Here is a 17,665-nt window from a genome sequence, read left to right as displayed (position 1 = left end):
TAGGGCTGTGGCGTAGATCTCAGTGCTCCGTCCGGACTGCTGCGATCTGCAACTGCAACGCCAAGCGTTCCCGCGGATCCGACAGATCGAGCTCCGCGATCTCCCCGATCCGTTTCATCCGGTGCCGCAACGTATTGGTGTGCAGGTGCAGTTCCCGGGCCGCCCGCTGCGGCTGCCCCGGAAAGTTCAGCCAGGCCTGCAACGTTTCCACGTACCCCGTGTCGTGCTCGATGTCGTGCCGCAACAGCACCGCGAGCGGACCATCCATCTTGGTGGTATCAAGCGAGGTGACCGCCCGGTGCACCGTCAGCACGTGCCACGCCTCTTCGACCCGCAACGCCGGCCCCGGCGCGACACCCCGCCGTACCAGACCTAGCAGCTCGACCGCCTCGGCGCGTGAGCTCGGCAGATCCGCCGGACCGCGGGCAGGACCACCGGCAGCGGCGTACGTACCAGCCGACTGTTCGAGGACGAGTTTCTGCAACCAGGTCCATGACCCGGGTCCGTCAGTGTCTGTAACAACAGCCAGCACAGTCCCGTCGAGGTCAGCCAGCTGGGGCTCGCTCCAGCCGTGCCGGCGACCGGTCGACTCCCACAAGTCGAGTTGCTGCGGTACGTCGTACCCGTCGGGCGACCCGAGTGCCACAACCCGCCACGGCTGCCGCGGGAGCCGTACGTCGACTGGGTTGTCCGGGGAGAACTGCCGCAGGATCGTCCGCAGCCGGTCGATCGCACTCCGCCGCGCCACGTCGGCCTGAGCGCGCAGCCGCAACAGGTGCAAGGCGAGAACAGAGGCGGCGTTGCTGAGCTCCGCAGTGACCGCATCACTCACCGGACCGTCGACAACGGCCCAGATGGACCCCAGCCACTCACCACCAGCCCGGACCGGTACGACGAGACGCGGGCGGATGCCGTTAGGGCCGTCAGGTACCAGGAACGGCTCGCTGGATCGCGCCAGCCGTCGGAAGATGCCCCGGGCCCGGAAGTGCGCGATCACCTCGGGTGGAACTCGGCGTCCGACGATTGTCGACACACGCGTGGGGTCAGTGAAGTCCTGGCCGGAGGAGTACGCCAGGACCCTGGACTGGTTGTCCTCGATCGTCACCGGAGCGTCGACGATCGCAGCGGCGGCGTCAGCCAGTGCGAACAGCTCCTGATGCACACCGGCGTCGCCAGCGGCAGGGGAGTCCGGTGCGGCCGCTCGGTCGAGTACACCGCGGAGCAGCCAGACCACGTGGGCCCACGTCACGCTCGGCTGCAGTGCGACGAGGGTCATGGCCTCCCGCTCCGCTGCAGCCACCACGGTCGGCTTGTGCGCTAGCGCCGTACGGAGAACCACTCCTGAGGCGTTGCCGGCCGCGCAGCGCTCCACGAGCTCCACGGCGTCCTCTGCGTCGCGTAGACCGAGTCCGAGCACCAGGTCGCCTGGCTGACCCGTCGCAGGTTCCTGTGGGTCGGCCAGGAAGACGTCCCGGATCTCACGGTCGCCCTTGCCGGGCACCACGACCTCGAACAGCGCCGGCCCGACGGCGACGATCAGGTCGGACGAGGAAATCATGAGGTTATTGTGCAGGTTATTGTGCGATGAGCACAGTCATTCGTCCCGGCAATGGTGTGATCGCACCATGACAGCCGCTGGCAGCGGCCCCACCATCGATACATGACCACTACTGGTTCCGCTGGTAGCAACCACATCGTTCCCGACCGCGTCGCCGTCGTCGGCGCGGGCATGGTCGGCCTGGCCACCGCCTGGTTCCTCCAGGAGGCCGGCGTCGAGGTGACCGTGCTCGACCGTGAGGGCGTCGCCGCCGGCGCGTCCTGGGGCAACGCAGGCTGGCTGACCCCCGGCCTGGCCACCCCGCTCCCGGAACCAGCGGTCCTCAAGTACGGCGTCCGTGCGGTGCTGAGCCCTGCCTCACCGGTGTACGTTCCACCGACCGCGAGCCCGCGGCTCCTCAAATTCCTCACCCGCTTCGCTCGCAACAGCACCGCCGGACGCTGGAAGACCGCCATGGACGCGCTGGTCCCGATCAACCGGCAGGCTCTGCCCGCGTTCGACTTCCTGACCAAGGCCGGGGTCGAGGCACAGACCTACGAGGCCAAGTCGTTCCTGGCCGCCTACCGGACCGTCGAGGAGCGCAAGGTCCTGCTCGAGGAGATCGAGCAGATCCACGCCGCCGGCCAAGGCATCGAGTTCGAGGCGATCAGCGGTGACGACGCCCGCGCGATCGAGCCGTCGCTGTCCGACGAGATCGGCGCGGCGATCCGGCTGCACGGGCAGCGGTTCATCAACCCGGGCGAGTACGTCCAGCTGCTCGCCGACTCGGTGATCGCCCGCGGTGGCCAGATCATCAGCGGCGTCGTCGTGAAGGACATCGTCGACGAGATCCGCGGCGTCCGGCTCGTCACCGGCGACGGCGAGACCGATCCGTTCGACGCGGTCGTGATGGCGACCGGTGCATGGCTGGGTGACCTGGCGCGGCAGTTCGGCGTCAAGACCGTCGTACAGGCCGGTCGCGGGTACAGCTTCAGCGTGCCGATGGCGCACGTACCGGCGGGCCCGGTCTACTTCCCGGCGCAGCGGATCGCCTGCACGCCGCTGGGTGACCGGCTCCGGGTCGCCGGGATGATGGAGTTCCGCAAGCCCGAGGCGAAGCTCGACCCGCGCCGCATCGACGCGATCGTCGAGGCCGCCCGGCCGCTGCTGCGGGACGCCGACCTGGACGCGCGGACCTTCGAGTGGGTCGGGCCGCGGCCCTGCACCCCGGACGGCCTGCCGATCATCGGCGCGACCGCGTCGCCGCGGGTGTTCGCCGCCGGCGGGCACGGTATGTGGGGCATCACGCTCGGCCCGATCACCGGCCAACTGCTGGCCGAGACCATCACCACCGGCCGTGCGCCGGCGGAACTGCGTCCGTTCAACCCGCTCCGCTGACGACTCTTCCGGCTTGGAGGGATCCCAACGACGTGGTCCCTCCATCTCGCTGACCGTCTCTTCGAGCAGCCCCTTCGGTGACCCTCCTCGGGCAGCACCTCACCTGCCCGCACCTCCTCAGGCCACCACGTTGCCGCTCCGGTCAGCCCTGAGAGCGGGCCCTGGCGTCTTTCTCCTGCCCAGGGCCCGCTCTTTTCTGTCGGTGGGCTGTGCGACCGTGATCCTCTGACTCCTGGGAGGACATGTCATGGTGCTTCGCTGGTACACCGTCGTGATCGACTGCCACGACGTCCGCAAGCAGGCGGCCTGGTGGGCCGAGGCGTTCGGCTGGAAGACCATCATCGAGACCGACGACGAATGCGTGAACGTGCCCGGCTGGGTCGAGCCGGAAAAGATCCATGACTTCCCGTGGGAGCAGATCGGCCCCGGCATGGTGTTCGTCCCGGTGCCCGAGGGCAAGACCCTGAAGAACCGCCTGCACCTCGACTTCGCGCCGCACACCAGTCAGGACCGCGACGCCGAAATCGCCCGCCTGGAAGCTCTCGGCGCTCAACGCGTAAACGTCGGCCAACCGGACGACACCACCTGGACAGTCCTCGCCGACCCAGAAGGCAACGAATTCTGCGTCCTCAGCTCCCGCGACTCCTGAGCCTGCCGCCGCACAAACAGATCCGGGGACTCGATGGGAGTCCCCGGATCCGTTGAACTGTTTGAATCAGTGCGTGTGCGGCTCGGTGCCGTGTTCGGCTTCGTGGGCGGCGATCTGGGACTTGACCTCTTCCATGTCGACCGCGCGCAGCTGGCCGATCAGGTCCTCCAGGCTCGCCGCCGGGAGCGCACCGGCCTGGGAGTACAGGACGACGCCGTCGCGGACCGCCATCAGGGTCGGGATGGACCGGATCTGGAAGGCCTGCGCGAGCTCGCCCTGCGCCTCGGTGTCGACCTTGCCGAAGGTGATGTCACCGTGCTGCTCGGACGACTTCTCGAACACCGGCCCGAACATCTTGCACGGACCACACCACTCGGCCCAGAAATCCACCAGTACGAGACCGTCGCTACCGACCACGTCGTTGAAGTTGTCCTGGGTCAGCTCGACCGTTGCCACTACGACCTCCGAAAGTAGATGAGTACGCGTTAGTCAACACCGATCGGTGGCCGAGTTGTTCCCGCACCTCCGGGCGGGTACGCCGGCCGATCTCGTACGCCGTACGACCTGACCGGAATGCGGAGTCTCGTATGTGACCTGGGACACTTTGTCAGATCGGCATGTCCACAAACGGTGATGCGTAGTCCTGCACCTCGCCGAGGATCGACGCCGCGGCCTCCGGGGTGAGGTCGGCCCGCTCGCGCTCTGCAACGATCATTTGTTGCAGCAGCCTGGTCTCACCCGCGGTAGCGAGACCGGTGATCTCGGGATGCCCGTTCAGCAGCCATGCGGTCGCGGCAGTGATGTAGCGCTGCTCGTCGAACGGCCGGTACCAGGTGTCGTACGACTTCTCCTCACCTTCCTGCCAATTCCGCCGGGCGATCATCTTGATCGTCATCAGCGCCGCGTCCGATGCCTTGACGGCCTCCACGAGGGCCGCGTAGTCATCGGCGTACTGCGGATCCGTGGACAGCTTGTAGTTCAGCGGCGTCAGCACGCTGTCGAAATCGAACCGGCGCAGTCCCTCGGTGTGCACCGACGGCGCCTGCGCGGTGTGGCCGGTGATGCCGATCGCGCGGACCATACCTTCGTCCTTGGCCCGGACCGCCGCTTCGAGCGAACCGCCCTTGCCGGTCACGAGATCGAGGTTCTCCAGGTCGCACACAGCGTGCATCTGGATCAGGTCGACGTGGTCGGTCTGCAGCCGCTCCAGCGACCGGTTGATCTCGCTCCAGGCCTCCTCGAACGTCCGGCGGCCGGTCTTGGTGGCGAGGAAGATACGGTCCCGGATCTCCGGCATCCGGGGTCCGAGGCGGAGCTCGGCGTCGCCGTAGTCGGCGGCCACGTCGAAGTGGTTGAGGCCGGCGTCGAGGGCTTCCTGGATCGACGCGTCGGCGCGGTCCTGATCGACGCCGCCGAGCGAGGCGGCGCCGTAGATCAGCACCGAGCTCTGGTGGCCGAGTCTGCCCAGTCGGCGAGTTTCCATCCTGGTCCTCCAGGGGTAGCAGGGGTCACTCCGACCTTATGCCCACGACCGCTGTCGGCAAGCGGTTGTCCACAGCCGATTTTGACCCCTCGCCACGGGAGAGTTTTCCACAGGCGAACCGACCGATCGGTTACTATCAGTGATCAGTTGGTGCGTTCTCTTACCATGTTGTTCGCACGGATTTTCGAACCTGTCCGCGGCGTGTGGCATGGTGTGCGCTGCCCGCCCGACCTGAGCGGGCATGAGAGAGGAGCTATGACGACGGTACCGAAGGTGTCACGCTTGGCCGGTAAGAGTGACGGTGAGGGTGACACTGCCCGCGAGTGGGGTAACAGTATGGCAGCGGGGAGCGATGGACCATCCGGATCCTGGGCTCAGGTCTCCCGGAGTGCGGTCGCTTGCCGTATTCTCCCGGCTACTGTCCGCGTAACTGCTGTCTGAGGGGCGGGTAGGGATGAGTTGGTGGCGAACGTTGCTGAATCTGCCGCCAAAAGGTGAGCACTGGTCGGACCAGCGCCGGACAGATCAGCGCCGGAAGAAGGCGGGCAAAGGACGCCCGCAAAGCACCGCGCCGGAGTGGTGGGCCCACCCCGGCGGGCCGGTGTCACCTACCCCTCGCCAGGCGCAGGGTGTAGCCGCGCAGTACGCCAATCCCCAGGGCCAGCCTCCGCAGAACCCGGCGCCGCCGCCGGGTGGCGTGATGGCACCGCCGCGTCGTCCTGGTGCGCGCCCTCCGGAGGTACAGCCGCAGGACCTGGCGCATCGCACACCCGAACGTTTGAAACAGCGTTCGCCCCACGGCGCGCACGCGGCGCCAGGCCCGGTCCGCGAGGTGCTCGAGCCTGGACAGACGCCGTGGTCGACCGAACCGGAGTCCTCTTTCTCCACGTGGGCCAGGCGGTTCTTCCGCGGCCTCGTGGTCGTCGTACTGCTGCTGGCTGCGATCAGCGGCATCCGCTCCTGGATCGCGCCGAACAAGACACCGGAGACGGTGGTCAGCGGGCAGAGCAGCTTCCCGTCTGCAGAGGCGAGCGCAGTCGCGACGCGGTACGCCGTTTCGTACCTGACCTGGGACGAGAGCAACCCCGACGCCCGTCCGGCGCAGATCGGACTGGACCTCGCCGCCGGCCTGGACAGCCGCGCCGGCTGGAACGGTCGCGGCAAGCAGACCGCCGACGTCGCGTACCCGGGAGAGGTCAAGGCCGACTCCAACGGCATCACCGCCGTGGTGGACGTCCGGGTCCGCGTGTACACGTTCACCAAGCAGGGCAAGAGCTGGGCCGCCGGCCCGATCACCTGGGAACGCATCTCGGTCCCGGTCGCACGGACCGCGTCGCGCGTGGTGGTCAGCGGGCCGCCGACGTTCGTACCGGACCTGCGGGCGGCGCTGCCGAGCAACATGCCGGACGCGGGCAAGCCTGACGACGAGCTGACCGGGGTGACCGAGAAGGACGCGGAGGCGTTCTTCTCGGCGTACGCCGAGTCCGACAACAAGGTGTCCGCGGTGACCGCGCCGGGCTCGACCATCCGCAGCCTGAACGGGGCGGTGAAGTTCGGTGAACTCAAGGACTGGCAGGTGTACACCGGCAACGACGACGAGCGGCGGGCGACCGCGGCCGTCACCTGGAACGGCGTGGGTGACACCACTCTGGACCAGACGTACACGCTCACGCTGAGGCGTACTGTCGCCACGGACGGAGCACAGCGATGGCAAGTGGCTGCCGTCGGATGAATCCAGCTACTGGCCATCGGATGACCGAGGCAACAAGGGAGACACCGCAATGACGACTCACGAACTGGCTGCGAGCGTGCTTCAGCTTGCCGTGCCCATGGCCGACCCCAATGTGCCGACGGGCGCGGACTTCAAGGACTGGGTCCTGGTCATCGCGGGGAACATCTTCATCGCGATCCTCGTGTTGCGTGCCATCGGCCACTACTTCAAGCGCGAGTGGGGTGAGCTGTTCGGCCACATCGCGGCCGGGGTGCTGGTGGGCGGGCTGATCTACGCCAACAACCAGACCATCAACGTGCTCAAGGGCTTCTGGGGATTGCTGTCCGGAGGTAATTGATGCGAGTCGGCCGCACCCTGACCCACCACTTCGAGATCGAGACCCGGCAGTACGACCTGCTCGGGATCGACCTCGGAGAAGGCGCCCGGCGCCGGATGATCATCTTCGGAGCGGTGATCATCCTGCTCTGGATCGCGTTGCTGTTCCCGTTCATCGGCGTACCGAAGAAACCCACCGTCAGTCTGTACGTCGTGCCGCCGTTCGTGATCACCGCGTTCGGCTGGCGCCCCGGCAAGTTCCACGAACGCCGTCGGCGGGTGACTGAGTGGGCGCTCGCCGTCCGGTACGCGTTGCGTGCGCACCGCCCGATCATCGGCCTGGGCGCGCGCGCCGCCGACAAGACGGAGTACCTGCCCTGGCGGGAGCGCGTCTCGACCCGGAAGGTGGCCGACCTGGCCAAGGCCCGGGTCACGCCGGAGTGGGAGCGTGAGGTCGTGGTGGAGGTCGACCCGAGGGTTCGCGCGGGCGCGGACATCACGGTCAGCCAGCGGGCCCGCCTGCTGGGTTCGGATCATGTGCAACGGGTGAGTCGCAGGACATCGTCAGGAAGAGGCCTGAATGAAGATCGCTGACAAGCTCCTGAACCTGGTGGGGGTCGGTCGCGAGCGCGGCCTGCCACCACCGCGTCTGGTGGCCATCGCCGACGGTCTGCTGGTGACCGAGCGCAGCGCCGAGGCGTGGTTCCTGATCTCGGTGGCGAACACCGACCTGGCCACCGAGGCCGAGCAGGACGCGGCCCTCGACGCCGCGGTCAGCGCGGCCGCGACGATCCTCGGCGACCGGCTCAGCCACCTGAAGGTGGTGTGGGGCCGCTCGACCGGTCAGGACTACATCGACTCCGTGGCCGGCCACTACCGGCTCGGCGACCACGAGGCGTGGGCGCAGACCCGGGCCGACCGGATCGACGAGATGCGGATGCCGGAGCGGTACGTCGCGCTCGGCGTACACCTGTCCGACCGCGACCCGCGGGCCACCGCGCAGGTCCGCGGCTCGATCAGTGACGCCCTTGGTACGACGTCGTGGCGGGTCAGCGCGCGCGAGCTCGCGCACCTGGACGAGCGGGTGCGCAAGCTCGCTCGTCAGCTCGGCTCGACCGTGTGGAGGGCCCACACCGCGCCGGCCGAGGTGATCTCCTGGCTCATCAGCCGTGAGATGCACCGCGGTGCGGTCGCGGCGCCACGGCGCGGTCTGATCACCGGTGCCTCGCTGGCCCGGCTGACGTCCGGTCGCGTGGTGCCGTACACCGACCATCTGCGGATCTACGACACGCGTGGCCAGATTGCGGCGTACACGACTGTCCTCGCGATGACCGACTTCCCCGAAGAGCTCGAGACACCAGGCGCGGGGGAGTGGCTGCGGACGCTGTCGGAGATCAAGGCGATCGACGACGACGGCGACGAGATCGACGTCACCGTCGAGGCCTCGGTCCGGTTTCGCGTACTGACGAAGAAGACCGCGCGTCACCTGGTCGACGAGACCCGGAAGAGCGCGAAGGAGCAGCGCCGCTCGGCCGCGAAGGGCACTGCGGAGGAGACCGCCGACGAGATCGTCGAGACCGAGCGCGTCATGCGTGAGGTCAAGCGCGACATCAACCGCAGCGGTCTGACGCTGGTCGAGGACCACCCTCGGTTGCTGGTCAGCGCGGACACGCGTGAGGACCTCGAGGCGTACGTCGACGCGGTCATCGCGCACTACGCGGACCGGGGCATCACTGTCGCCGCCGGCGCGGATGAGCAGCGCGACCTGTGGCTGGAGTCGTTGCCGGGCGACCAGTTGCGCGTGCCGGACCTCGGGCACGTGCGTGAGTCGACCGCGTTCTTCGGGTCCTGGTTTTGGGGCGGTGCCTCGATCGGTGACGCCACTGGCCCGGCTATCGGGTACCTGACCGGCTCTACACCCGGTCTGGTGCGTTTCGACGCCGCAGCTGGTTCTGCACTTGGCGACGCGACCACGACGCTGTTCCTGGGCCGGTCTGGTCGAGGGAAGACGACTGCCGCGATGCTGGGCGGTCTGGACTCCGCGTTCGCCGGTGCGTGGGTGCCGCTGCTGGACCTGAAGGGCGACGCTGCCGGCGTGTCAGCAGTCGCCGCGGAGTACGGCGTACCCACTGCTGTCATTGAGATCACGGCGCAGTTCTCCGGCGCTGCAGACCTGCTGCGGGTGCTGCCCGTTGACGACGCGCTACTGCAGGCCCCGTCTCAGCTCATGCTGCTGCTGCCACCGCATCTGCGTGGTGCGGCCGAGGCGCCGGTCATGGCCGCCACCCGCGCCGAGATCCAGTCACCCGATCCGTCGTCGTGGGGCGTCATCCAGCGGCTCTGCGCCTCCGACTCCGAAACGGTACGGACTGTCGGCTTCGCGCTGCGCGACCTGGTCGAGACAGGTCTCGGCTCCGTCGTCGCCGGCCCGCCGTCCGGCCTCTCTTCCCTGACCACGAACCCAGGCCTCTGGGTCGTCCAGATGCCCGGACTCACGCTGCCGTCCCCCGAGTCGGCCCCTGAGTCCTGGTCCCCGATCGAACGCGTCGGCATGGCCTGCCTCCGCGGCTGCCTCGCCTGGATGGTCCGTACGACGGGCCGCCGCGAGTTCCGCGGCCGCTCCAAGGTCGTCATCGTCCCTGAGGTCCACCTGCTGACGAAGACCCCCGACGGCGCCTCGTTCCTGGACTACATCGCCCGTGTGGGCCGCGCCCTGGGCGCCTCCCTGGTCCTGGACACCCAGGACCCGGCCTCGATCCTGAAGCTCCCCGGCCTCGTCGAGCAGATCACCACCCTGTTCGCCTTCAGCCTCCGGTCCCGCGAACAGGTCGACTCCCTGCTCGAGCTCCTCGGCCGCCCGCAAACCGCGCCTTACCAAACCCTGGTCCGCGGCATCAACACCGCCGCCAACGGCAAATCCATCCGCCACGGCCACTGCATCATGCGAGACCGCTGGGACGAAGTAGCCACCGTCCAAATCGACATCCCCAGCCAACAGGTAGCAGCCCTACTCAGAACCACCCCCGAATCCGAACACGCCACCGCCACGGTTCCTGCCGTGCCGGCGTACGAACCCGAAGACCCCTTCGCGGACGACGAAGAGATCCTCGAGCCGGCATCTTCTGCCCAGTTCCAGAGCCACCTGACGTCGCCGCAGGACACGCCTTCCCGGCCGTCAGCTCCGACTGGCACTGCCGCGGGAACCCCAGCCGCGCCGGCTCCCCAGGTCAACCAGCCGCCCCCCACACCACCTGCGGCGGCCCCGACCTACGCAGGGAACGGGAGCTCCGCTCCGGAGGCACCCGCCCCGACGTCCCCTCAACCCGCGGGGATCGCCGAACAGGAGCCCACTGGCGCCGCAGAACCATCGCGCCAGCCCTCGAACGCCGCAGACCGCGAGCCCGTAGCGGCCACGCAACCCGCGGTGGGCCCGCAGCAAGCGCCCTCTCAGCCGTCCCAACCTGCGGCCCCCGCCGTCGCTCAGCAAAACGGCCATCCGCCAACCCCCAACAGCCAAGACGGCTCCGAAGGCACCAACGGTCACTCCCTCCGCTACGAGTCCCCGATCGGCCCCGACGAGGTCTACGACCAAGAGGCAGACGAGGCCGCCTACAACGAGGCGATGTACCCCGCCTACGACACCACCGACCCCACCCCCAACGGCTCCGACCAACCCACCAAGTCCCCCAGCGGCAAGGAACACGTCGCATGAGATGGCAGCGCCGCACCCGAACGGCGCTCACCGTCCTTGCCATCTCGCTGATTCTGACGACCCAGGTTGCGCTGGCCGCTGATCCCAAGCCCACTAGTCCCACAGGGTTCGGCGATCTGCTGCCGACGCCAGACCTAACGCACGGCGACACCCGAACGTTGTTTGAGCAATACAGCCCGATGGCCTACACCCTCGACTTCGAGGGCAGCTTCAGCGACCCATTTAGGCCGGTCTTCAACTCGTTCGCCCAGATGCTCATGTTGTTCGTCGTGGCGGCAACGAGGGCGGCGATCGCCATTGGATGGTGGTTGTTCTCGTTCACCGACATCCGTCCGCTCGTCGATTCGACCTCGGACGCGATCGGTGGTGTGAGCGGCCAGTTGGTGGGCTGGCTGCTGCCGTCGGCGCTGGCGCTCGGCGCCGTCGCGGCCTATGTACAGCGACGATCAAGCGGAACTGCTATGAGCCAACTGGTCTGGGTCTTCGCGGCCGGCCTACTTGCGGTCAGCTTGGCGCTCGGACCGGCGACTTGGCTGAAGGGCGTTGACGGCGCTCGTCAGGTTGGCGCGGAGACCGTGATGGGTGCGTCAGGAAAGGTGGTCGGAAGCACCCTCAAAACGCCATTCGAGACGCCGGAGCCTGCTTTCCCGGGAACTTCGCGCGACACGATGCTTCGGAAATCCGGTGATGCGGCCTGGCGTGGCTTTGCAGCCACGCCGTGGTGCATCGCCGAGTTCGGCTCGCTTGAAGCATGCGGGCGCTACGGCAAGGGAATGCTCGATGTCGGTGTCGATCCCAGCAAGCGCATGGATTACATCAAGAATCAGGTGGCCGATTCTGAAGGCGGCGGCGATACGCCGACAGTCAAATGGGCGAAGGGCGAGAACCCGTTCGGCCGGATCGGTGTTTTGCTGATTGCCGCCGTGGCGGCCAGTTTGTTCGCATTCCTCAACATTGGACTGGCTGCGACCGCCCTCATGGCTTTTGTTGGCTGCCTGGTGATGCTCGTCGTCGGTGTCGTGTTTGCCTGCCTCTTCATCGTCCCTGGCAGGGCGAGACAGTGGGGGATGAACTGGCTTGAGGCATTGCTGGGCCTTGTGTTGCAGTCAGTTGCCGCGATGCTTGTTTTCGGTGTCGCCCTGTCTCTCCTGACCGCGGTATTCAGCCTCAGTCAGACGCTTGGCTGGCTCCCGGTAACTGGACTGGCGTTGATTGTGCTAATTGCGGCCTTCCGACTTCGCCGATTGCTCGAATCCCTCACCACGATGATGCGGCCCGGTGTAGGAAGCATGCTCATGGGATCCTATGCGCGGCGTGGTGCGGTGCAGGCAGTGCGGCGAGTAGTAACCGCAATTCGCAGCCGGGGTTCGGCGCCGAGCCCGTCGGAGCGTCACGGGGAGCGCACGGGCGGATCCCCGCGGTCTGGCGAGAGTGGCAAGACCGAGAGCATGGAGAAGAGTCGTGTCTTCCGGACCGCGCGTCGCCCTGATGTGGACAGGACGTACGGGCGGCCAGAGGCAGACAATGAGCGACGGGCGCCGGTTGCGACGAAGGGGACGGATTCAAAGAGGCCCGGTCTGAGCGGAACCGTGCCGACGCTGGGTAAGAAGTCGACCAGTGGGCGCGATACCGCCGGGCGCAAGGCGCCGTCGCCGATCTCGGTGGGCGCTCGGCCGAGCGGTTCGCGATCGCGAGACGTCTATCGAGGAGGCGCCTCCGATGAGTCAAAGCGTGGACAGGCCGCGACCGTGAACCCGACGGAGCGCAACTCAGGGCGCCATGCGAAGCCATCAGTGACGGCTGCTCAGCTCAGGCAGAGCAGCTACGAGCCACGGCGGCATGCTTACTCAGCGAGCCTCCGCGATGGTCCGGCGAAGGTCGCGCGCACCCCGCGGAGGGTTGGAGCCTCGCCGGTCCAGCAACGTCGGTATCGCGAGTACTCCGCTGCGCGCGGCAGCGGCCCGACGAGCCATCGCCCGTCGGGTGGGCGGTGAGAAACGGTGACTCCGCACCCGCGACGACGGGACGAGAGCACGCCAGGAACAGACGGCGACAACGATCCCTGGGCTGCAGGGTCGCGAACGAATGGCGATGATCGCAGATCTCGCCGACAGCGTAGGCGAGACGACATCGCTCGCCAGCGAGCGACGCTACGTGATCAACGTCGTAGCGAGCCGGCAAGCCCACTCGGGGCGATTGCGGTAATCGTCCTTCTGGCGATTCTCGTGCTGGGTATCGGTGGCGGACTACCTCGTCTGCTAAATCGCGGTTCAGAGGACCGCGGGTCCGCAGGGCTGCTGACGCCTGCTGCTCCAGGAAGCGAAGTGCCACAACCAACGCGGGCATCCCCGACTCAACAGCCCGAAGCGACGGGTCTGACTACACCGCCACCACTGACGCAGCGGCCTGGAGCCTCGCAGACTGCGTCTGCGAATGAGGCAGCACGCAACTGGGCCAACCTCTTCTATACGCGCACACCGGCGAACGAGACGTACGACCAGTTGGTGGGAAGAGCGACGCAGTACATGACGTCCGAACTCGCAACGACCTTCACCAGCGCGGGGGACGCGACGTATGACGCGCTCAAAGCAGAAGGTGGATCATCGCGCGTCGTCTCTGTCAACGTTACGGCGCCTCGCCCCGACACCGCACCGGTGGATACGCCCACGCGTATTACTCGGTTGGTGACCGTGAAGGTCACGACAACGGGGAAGCGTGCGGCTCAGTTCGATGTGCCGCTTCTCGTCACAGTGGTTCCCGATGGGACACGATGGCTGGTCAGTGCAGTGGATGGCGGGACCGGGCCATGAGCGCATCACACGGTGCTTGCGATGTTTAGCGGTCGCGACCTCGCCGCGGCCTCGGGACTGAGTGGGGCGACGAGCATTGCGACGAAGGTCGCCTTGGTCGGCAGCATTCTGGCGCTGATGGTTGTTGTGATGCTTGCGCCCTTCGGCGCGAGAACGAGTCAGGTCAGTGCGGCCTGTCCCCCGGGTGCGCCAGGTGATGCGAATGACCCGGTCCCTAGCGGGCAGCTCCGGACAACTCAAATCGCATACGCGAAAATCATCGACAGCGTTGCCGTGGCAAGGGGGCTCCCAGGGCGCGCGACGCTGGTGGCGCTCATGACAGCCTTGCAGGAGTCGCAGCTTCAGAATCTGTCGTACGGCGATCGCGACTCAGTCGGGCTCTTTCAACAGCGAACCTCGACAGGTTGGGGTGCCGTCTCGCAGTTGATGGATCCCGTCTACGCGGCCAACGCGTTCTTCGGCGGTGATCAGCCCCCCAGTCCGCCTGGCCTTGTCGACGTCGACAACTGGGATTCGATGCCGTACACCGTTGCGGCCCAGGCAGTGCAGCGCTCGGCATTCCCGGACGCCTACGCACGCCATGAGGACACCGCTCGAGACATCGCCGAGGAGGCTGGAATTGACCTCACTCGTGCCGGCAATCCGTATGCAGGACGCTCAAGCGCGCATCCCGTCGCAGTAAGTGCCACACCGTCGATGTCGATCGCCGACCAATGCGGTGGTGGTCTCGTGGACGGACGCCCCATCGCGGGGAACTGGCCAGTCGAGGAGCAGAACGTTCCAGATCCTACGGGGACTGGTGGAATGGTGACGCCGCGAACGGCGGCGTGGGTAGCCAAGATTCGGACTGCATTGCCGAATCTCAGCATCTCTTGCTGGGATGCGCATCTCTGGAATCCGACCAGCGATCACCCGAAGGGCAAGGCCTGCGATGTCATGGTCGGTGCCGATGCCAGGAAGTCGGCCGCAGCACGTGCGAAGGGCGACCAGGTCGCGAGCTGGGTTGTCCAGAGCGCCGGGACGACCGGAGTCAGGTATGTCATCTGGTACGGCAAGATATGGAGTGCTCGGACGGGCGCGTGGCGAACGTACAACGGCGGTGGCATCTACAATCCGAGCGACGCGACAGGCGGCCATTACGATCACGTCCATGTCTCGATGTACTGAGAGAAGGTAGAGCGAAAGGAGCTCGACGAGTGCAGCCGCCCACAAGATCGAGGCGTGTCCGATGAACAGATCTGGTGGAACTGAGGACCGGCCGGGTTCCTTCTCCTCCGGCGATTGGGAGCCGAGCAGCTCTCACGGCCGAGGGGAACCCCCCGACGCGCCTGACACCACTCCGGGGTCCTTCTCGTCGCCGGGCGCATCGTCACCTTCGCCCCAGCCCACTCGCAGGGCTCGGATCTCTGTGCCGTCTGCGGCTGAACTGCTGCTTGGCATTCCGTGGGCGTTGTGGAGCTTCGGTGTGGTGTCGTGGCTTTCGGCGCTTGTCTTGAACGGCTTCTGGGTGGTCCTGGCGATCGCGCTGTGGATTCTCTCAGGATTGCTTGTGTTCTGGGCGCCAATTGAGGATTATCTCGCTCGGTACGCCTTTCGGCTCCGGCACCCTACGCTCCTGGAGCAGCAAAAGATCGATGTCGCGTGGCGGTCCGTATGCTCCGTAGTGGCTGTCAATCCAAGATATTACAAACTCTGGATCGAGGAATCCGACAGCATCAATGGGTCTGCGATGGCCGGCCGATCGATCGCTGTTAGCCGATGGGCCGTCGTTTCGTTGCCCCCTAGGCAATTGCAAGCAGTTCTCGCCCACGAGTTCGGTCACCACCAAGGAGGGCATCCTTGGGCCGGGCTCATCGCGTTCTGGTACGCATTGCCAGGACGGTTTGTGGTTGGCGCGGTCCGCTGGCTGTTCCGGCGAGCTACCCAGGTTCCAGCCGTTGGATGCCTGCTCCTGGCGATCTTCGTGAGTGCTTATGGGGGTCTGCTCATGTACTCGTTGGTGTTCCATGTTGGATGGGGCTGGGCTTTCTACTCGTTGGTGCCGTTCCTGGTGCCGATTCCGCTGGCATGGTTCAGCAGGCGGGGCGAGTTGTGGGCGGATCAAGTCGCAGCAGATCTTGGATACGCGCGGGATACGGTCGCGATGCTGTACGACCTCCAAGCGCAGGGAGAGGATGTGGCCAGACGGGCAAGTGGATGGCGAGGCGCTCTCTACTCGCATCACCCGTCTATCGCCGACCGCATAACCGCGCTCGAACGCTATCTGCAGAACACGGGCTCATGACTAAGCGATTTCCGCAGTTCGAATCACTCCGCAGGAAGTTGGCCGGCGGCGGCAACGCAAGGTCCGGCGCGCCTGTCGGGCAGACCGAAGCTCCGAGTCCGAAGAGGCCTTGGGACTCAGTCCGCCAGTCGCATCCTGATCTCGCTGGTCGGTTGGACAGCATGGCGGAGTCCGCGGACTTCAGTGACGTCGATCAAGCCAGGATCGTTCATGCGCTGGCCCGACTCAGTGGATCGTCGCACGATCTGCAGAACCTGACAGCGGCCCTTGAACAGGAGGGCAGTGCTGCATTGGTTCACCCGTCTCTTCAGCGGAACCTGCCCGGCGAGCGCTTCGCACGGCATAACCTCTTGGCAGGTCAGGTGCGACTCGGTCAGGTTGTTCCCGATCATCGCAGTGACTTCGAGTTGAGCGGCGACTTCGGCATCGACTTGGACGTCCTCAGGACCTCGCTGCTCGTCATCGGCCCGCCGGGTTCGGGTAAGACTCGAGGTATCGCAACACCGATAGTGGAGCATCTGTCTCTGGCGGCGCTGACTGGCAAGGCGAGCATGGTCGTCGTTGACCCGAAGTCGACGGACTTTGCGTACGACGGGTGGTTCGATGTCACGATTGATCCGCTGAATCCAACGTGTGGGTTCAGCCTGTTCGGAGGATCGAGGACCGCAGACATTGCTGCCGACCGATTGGCTTCCGCGCTGTTGCCGCCCCGTGTGAGCGACGACAAGGCCTACTTCATCGATGCTTCGAAGAACGCTCTCTACGCGTGCCTGGCTCCCTTTGAAGCCGCGTACCAGCGGTGGCCGACCGTGCCTGAGCTACTTGGGCTTCTCCGGGCCGACGACGCCTCTATGGACCGCGTGAAGCAGCGGCTCGAGGGTGCTGACGGACAGGAAATGAAGTCGCTGCTCGACAGTCGCAAAGCTCAGGTTCAGAGGACCGATGACCCCGCTGCGGGTCTGGTTGAGCGCTTCGCGCTACTTGACCGGCCTGCGTTGCGTAAGCTCCTAGATCACCCTGGCCCGACATTCCAAATGCGCGATCTGAACCGGCCAGTACGTGTTCGAGTCGCTCTCCCGGAGGCCGAGTACCCCGATGCCTCCCGCATCCTCGCACGTCTCGTCGTCTCCCAGTTCGTGCAGATCACCTCGTCATCTGAGACTGACAGGTCAATCTTCAAGAGCCTCGTCATCGACGAAGCTGGTCGATTCGTCGATGATTATGTGGCGCGGGGCGTACAAAAGTTGCGGTCGAACAATGCTGGCTTGGTTCTGCTCTCGCAGACCATGTCCGACTTCCCCGCCGAGGTGCGTCCAACGATCTTCGGCTCTACAGGGTGTAAGGCCGTCTTCGGAGGCATCGATCCGCAGGATGCGGAGATATTCTCGAGATGGTTCGGCGATCAGTACGTGAGTCAGACAACCATCAACCGAAGCGCGACCTCTGGTGCGCAGTTCAATCAGTTCGGTCGTCCGGGTGGGACGTCTCAGAGCGAAACGACAGGTTTCAGCGTCCAGCGTATTGAGCGTGCACGGTGGACCGTGTCGGACATCATCACTGGTGTACCTGCCGGACAAGCCTTGATCTCACTTGCTCGGTCGAACGGCGTCCGAGTCGGCCCTGTCCTGGTCAATCTGCGAGCGTAGAGCAGACCGCGGCGCACGGAGTCGAATCCAAAGATGTGCCGTGGTCTCATCGGCATTACTGGTGTTAGCGCTGACGGCTGAAGGATGCCGGGTGGCGTA

General features: G+C 66.2%; 14 protein-coding genes. 10 read left to right on the top strand and 4 right to left on the bottom strand.

The window, feature by feature from the left end:
- Positions 1–19 precede the first annotated feature (19 nt).
- On the bottom strand, positions 20–1,558 hold the full coding sequence (locus EV649_RS04000; RefSeq protein WP_130380607.1) for a PucR family transcriptional regulator: 1,539 nt from the start codon (positions 1,556–1,558) through the stop codon (positions 20–22).
- A gap of 102 nt (positions 1,559–1,660) precedes the next feature.
- On the opposite strand from EV649_RS04000, the gene EV649_RS03995 reads away from it, so the two are divergent.
- Complete coding sequence (locus tag EV649_RS03995; RefSeq protein ID WP_130380605.1) at positions 1,661–2,935, top strand: FAD-dependent oxidoreductase; 1,275 nt, start codon at positions 1,661–1,663, stop codon at positions 2,933–2,935.
- A 247-nt stretch (positions 2,936–3,182) separates the two neighbouring features.
- On the top strand, positions 3,183–3,584 hold the full coding sequence (locus tag EV649_RS03990; protein ID WP_130380603.1) for a VOC family protein: 402 nt from the start codon (positions 3,183–3,185) through the stop codon (positions 3,582–3,584).
- 66 nt (positions 3,585–3,650) lie between these two features.
- Here the strand turns inward: EV649_RS03990 and trxA are convergent, their stop codons facing one another.
- A complete protein-coding gene (trxA, locus tag EV649_RS03985) occupies positions 3,651–4,040 on the bottom strand; it encodes a thioredoxin (RefSeq protein ID WP_130380601.1) in 390 nt (129 codons plus the stop codon).
- A 151-nt stretch (positions 4,041–4,191) separates the two neighbouring features.
- Positions 4,192–5,067, bottom strand: a complete 876-nt coding sequence (locus EV649_RS03980; RefSeq protein WP_130380599.1) for an aldo/keto reductase — start codon at positions 5,065–5,067, stop codon at positions 4,192–4,194.
- A 778-nt stretch (positions 5,068–5,845) separates the two neighbouring features.
- On the opposite strand from EV649_RS03980, the gene EV649_RS03975 reads away from it, so the two are divergent.
- From EV649_RS03975 to EV649_RS03955, 5 genes are read left to right on the top strand one after another with little or no spacing between them, the layout of a single operon-like run.
- Positions 5,846–6,799 (top strand): conjugal transfer protein, encoded by a 954-nt coding sequence (locus EV649_RS03975; protein WP_198682287.1) that lies wholly within the window; start codon positions 5,846–5,848, stop codon positions 6,797–6,799.
- A 49-nt stretch (positions 6,800–6,848) separates the two neighbouring features.
- A complete protein-coding gene (locus EV649_RS03970) occupies positions 6,849–7,136 on the top strand; it encodes a hypothetical protein (protein ID WP_130380595.1) in 288 nt (95 codons plus the stop codon).
- Complete coding sequence (locus tag EV649_RS03965) at positions 7,136–7,708, top strand: hypothetical protein (protein WP_130380593.1); 573 nt, start codon at positions 7,136–7,138, stop codon at positions 7,706–7,708. The genes EV649_RS03970 and EV649_RS03965 overlap by 1 nt, the downstream gene beginning before the upstream one ends.
- A complete protein-coding gene (locus tag EV649_RS03960) occupies positions 7,695–10,826 on the top strand; it encodes an ATP-binding protein (protein WP_130380591.1) in 3,132 nt (1,043 codons plus the stop codon). The genes EV649_RS03965 and EV649_RS03960 overlap by 14 nt, the downstream gene beginning before the upstream one ends.
- On the top strand, positions 10,823–12,820 hold the full coding sequence (locus EV649_RS03955; RefSeq protein ID WP_130380589.1) for a hypothetical protein: 1,998 nt from the start codon (positions 10,823–10,825) through the stop codon (positions 12,818–12,820). Before EV649_RS03960 ends, EV649_RS03955 begins: the two co-directional genes overlap by 4 nt.
- A gap of 470 nt (positions 12,821–13,290) precedes the next feature.
- Here EV649_RS03955 and EV649_RS41945 read toward each other — a convergent pair whose 3' ends face one another.
- Positions 13,291–13,413: a hypothetical protein gene (locus EV649_RS41945; RefSeq protein WP_277875611.1), complete on the bottom strand. Its 123-nt coding sequence runs from the start codon at positions 13,411–13,413 to the stop codon at positions 13,291–13,293.
- Positions 13,414–13,657: 244 nt separating this feature from the next.
- On the opposite strand from EV649_RS41945, the gene EV649_RS03950 reads away from it, so the two are divergent.
- From EV649_RS03950 to EV649_RS03940, 3 genes are all read left to right on the top strand, one after another.
- Positions 13,658–14,803: a hypothetical protein gene (locus EV649_RS03950; RefSeq protein ID WP_130380587.1), complete on the top strand. Its 1,146-nt coding sequence runs from the start codon at positions 13,658–13,660 to the stop codon at positions 14,801–14,803.
- 241 nt (positions 14,804–15,044) lie between these two features.
- Positions 15,045–15,920 carry a M48 family metalloprotease gene (locus EV649_RS03945; RefSeq protein ID WP_157996165.1) on the top strand — a complete coding sequence of 292 codons (876 nt, stop codon included), beginning with the start codon at positions 15,045–15,047 and terminating at the stop codon, positions 15,918–15,920.
- Between the two features lie 161 nt (positions 15,921–16,081).
- On the top strand, positions 16,082–17,566 hold the full coding sequence (locus EV649_RS03940; RefSeq protein ID WP_157996164.1) for a TraM recognition domain-containing protein: 1,485 nt from the start codon (positions 16,082–16,084) through the stop codon (positions 17,564–17,566).
- Positions 17,567–17,665 lie beyond the last annotated feature (99 nt).

This window comes from Kribbella sp. VKM Ac-2569 (assembly GCF_004216905.1).
In the GTDB taxonomy this organism is placed as follows: Bacteria; Actinomycetota; Actinomycetes; order Propionibacteriales; family Kribbellaceae; genus Kribbella.
The sequence above is the reverse complement of the archived record's forward strand: the minus strand, read 5'-3'. Positions and strand labels throughout refer to the sequence as shown.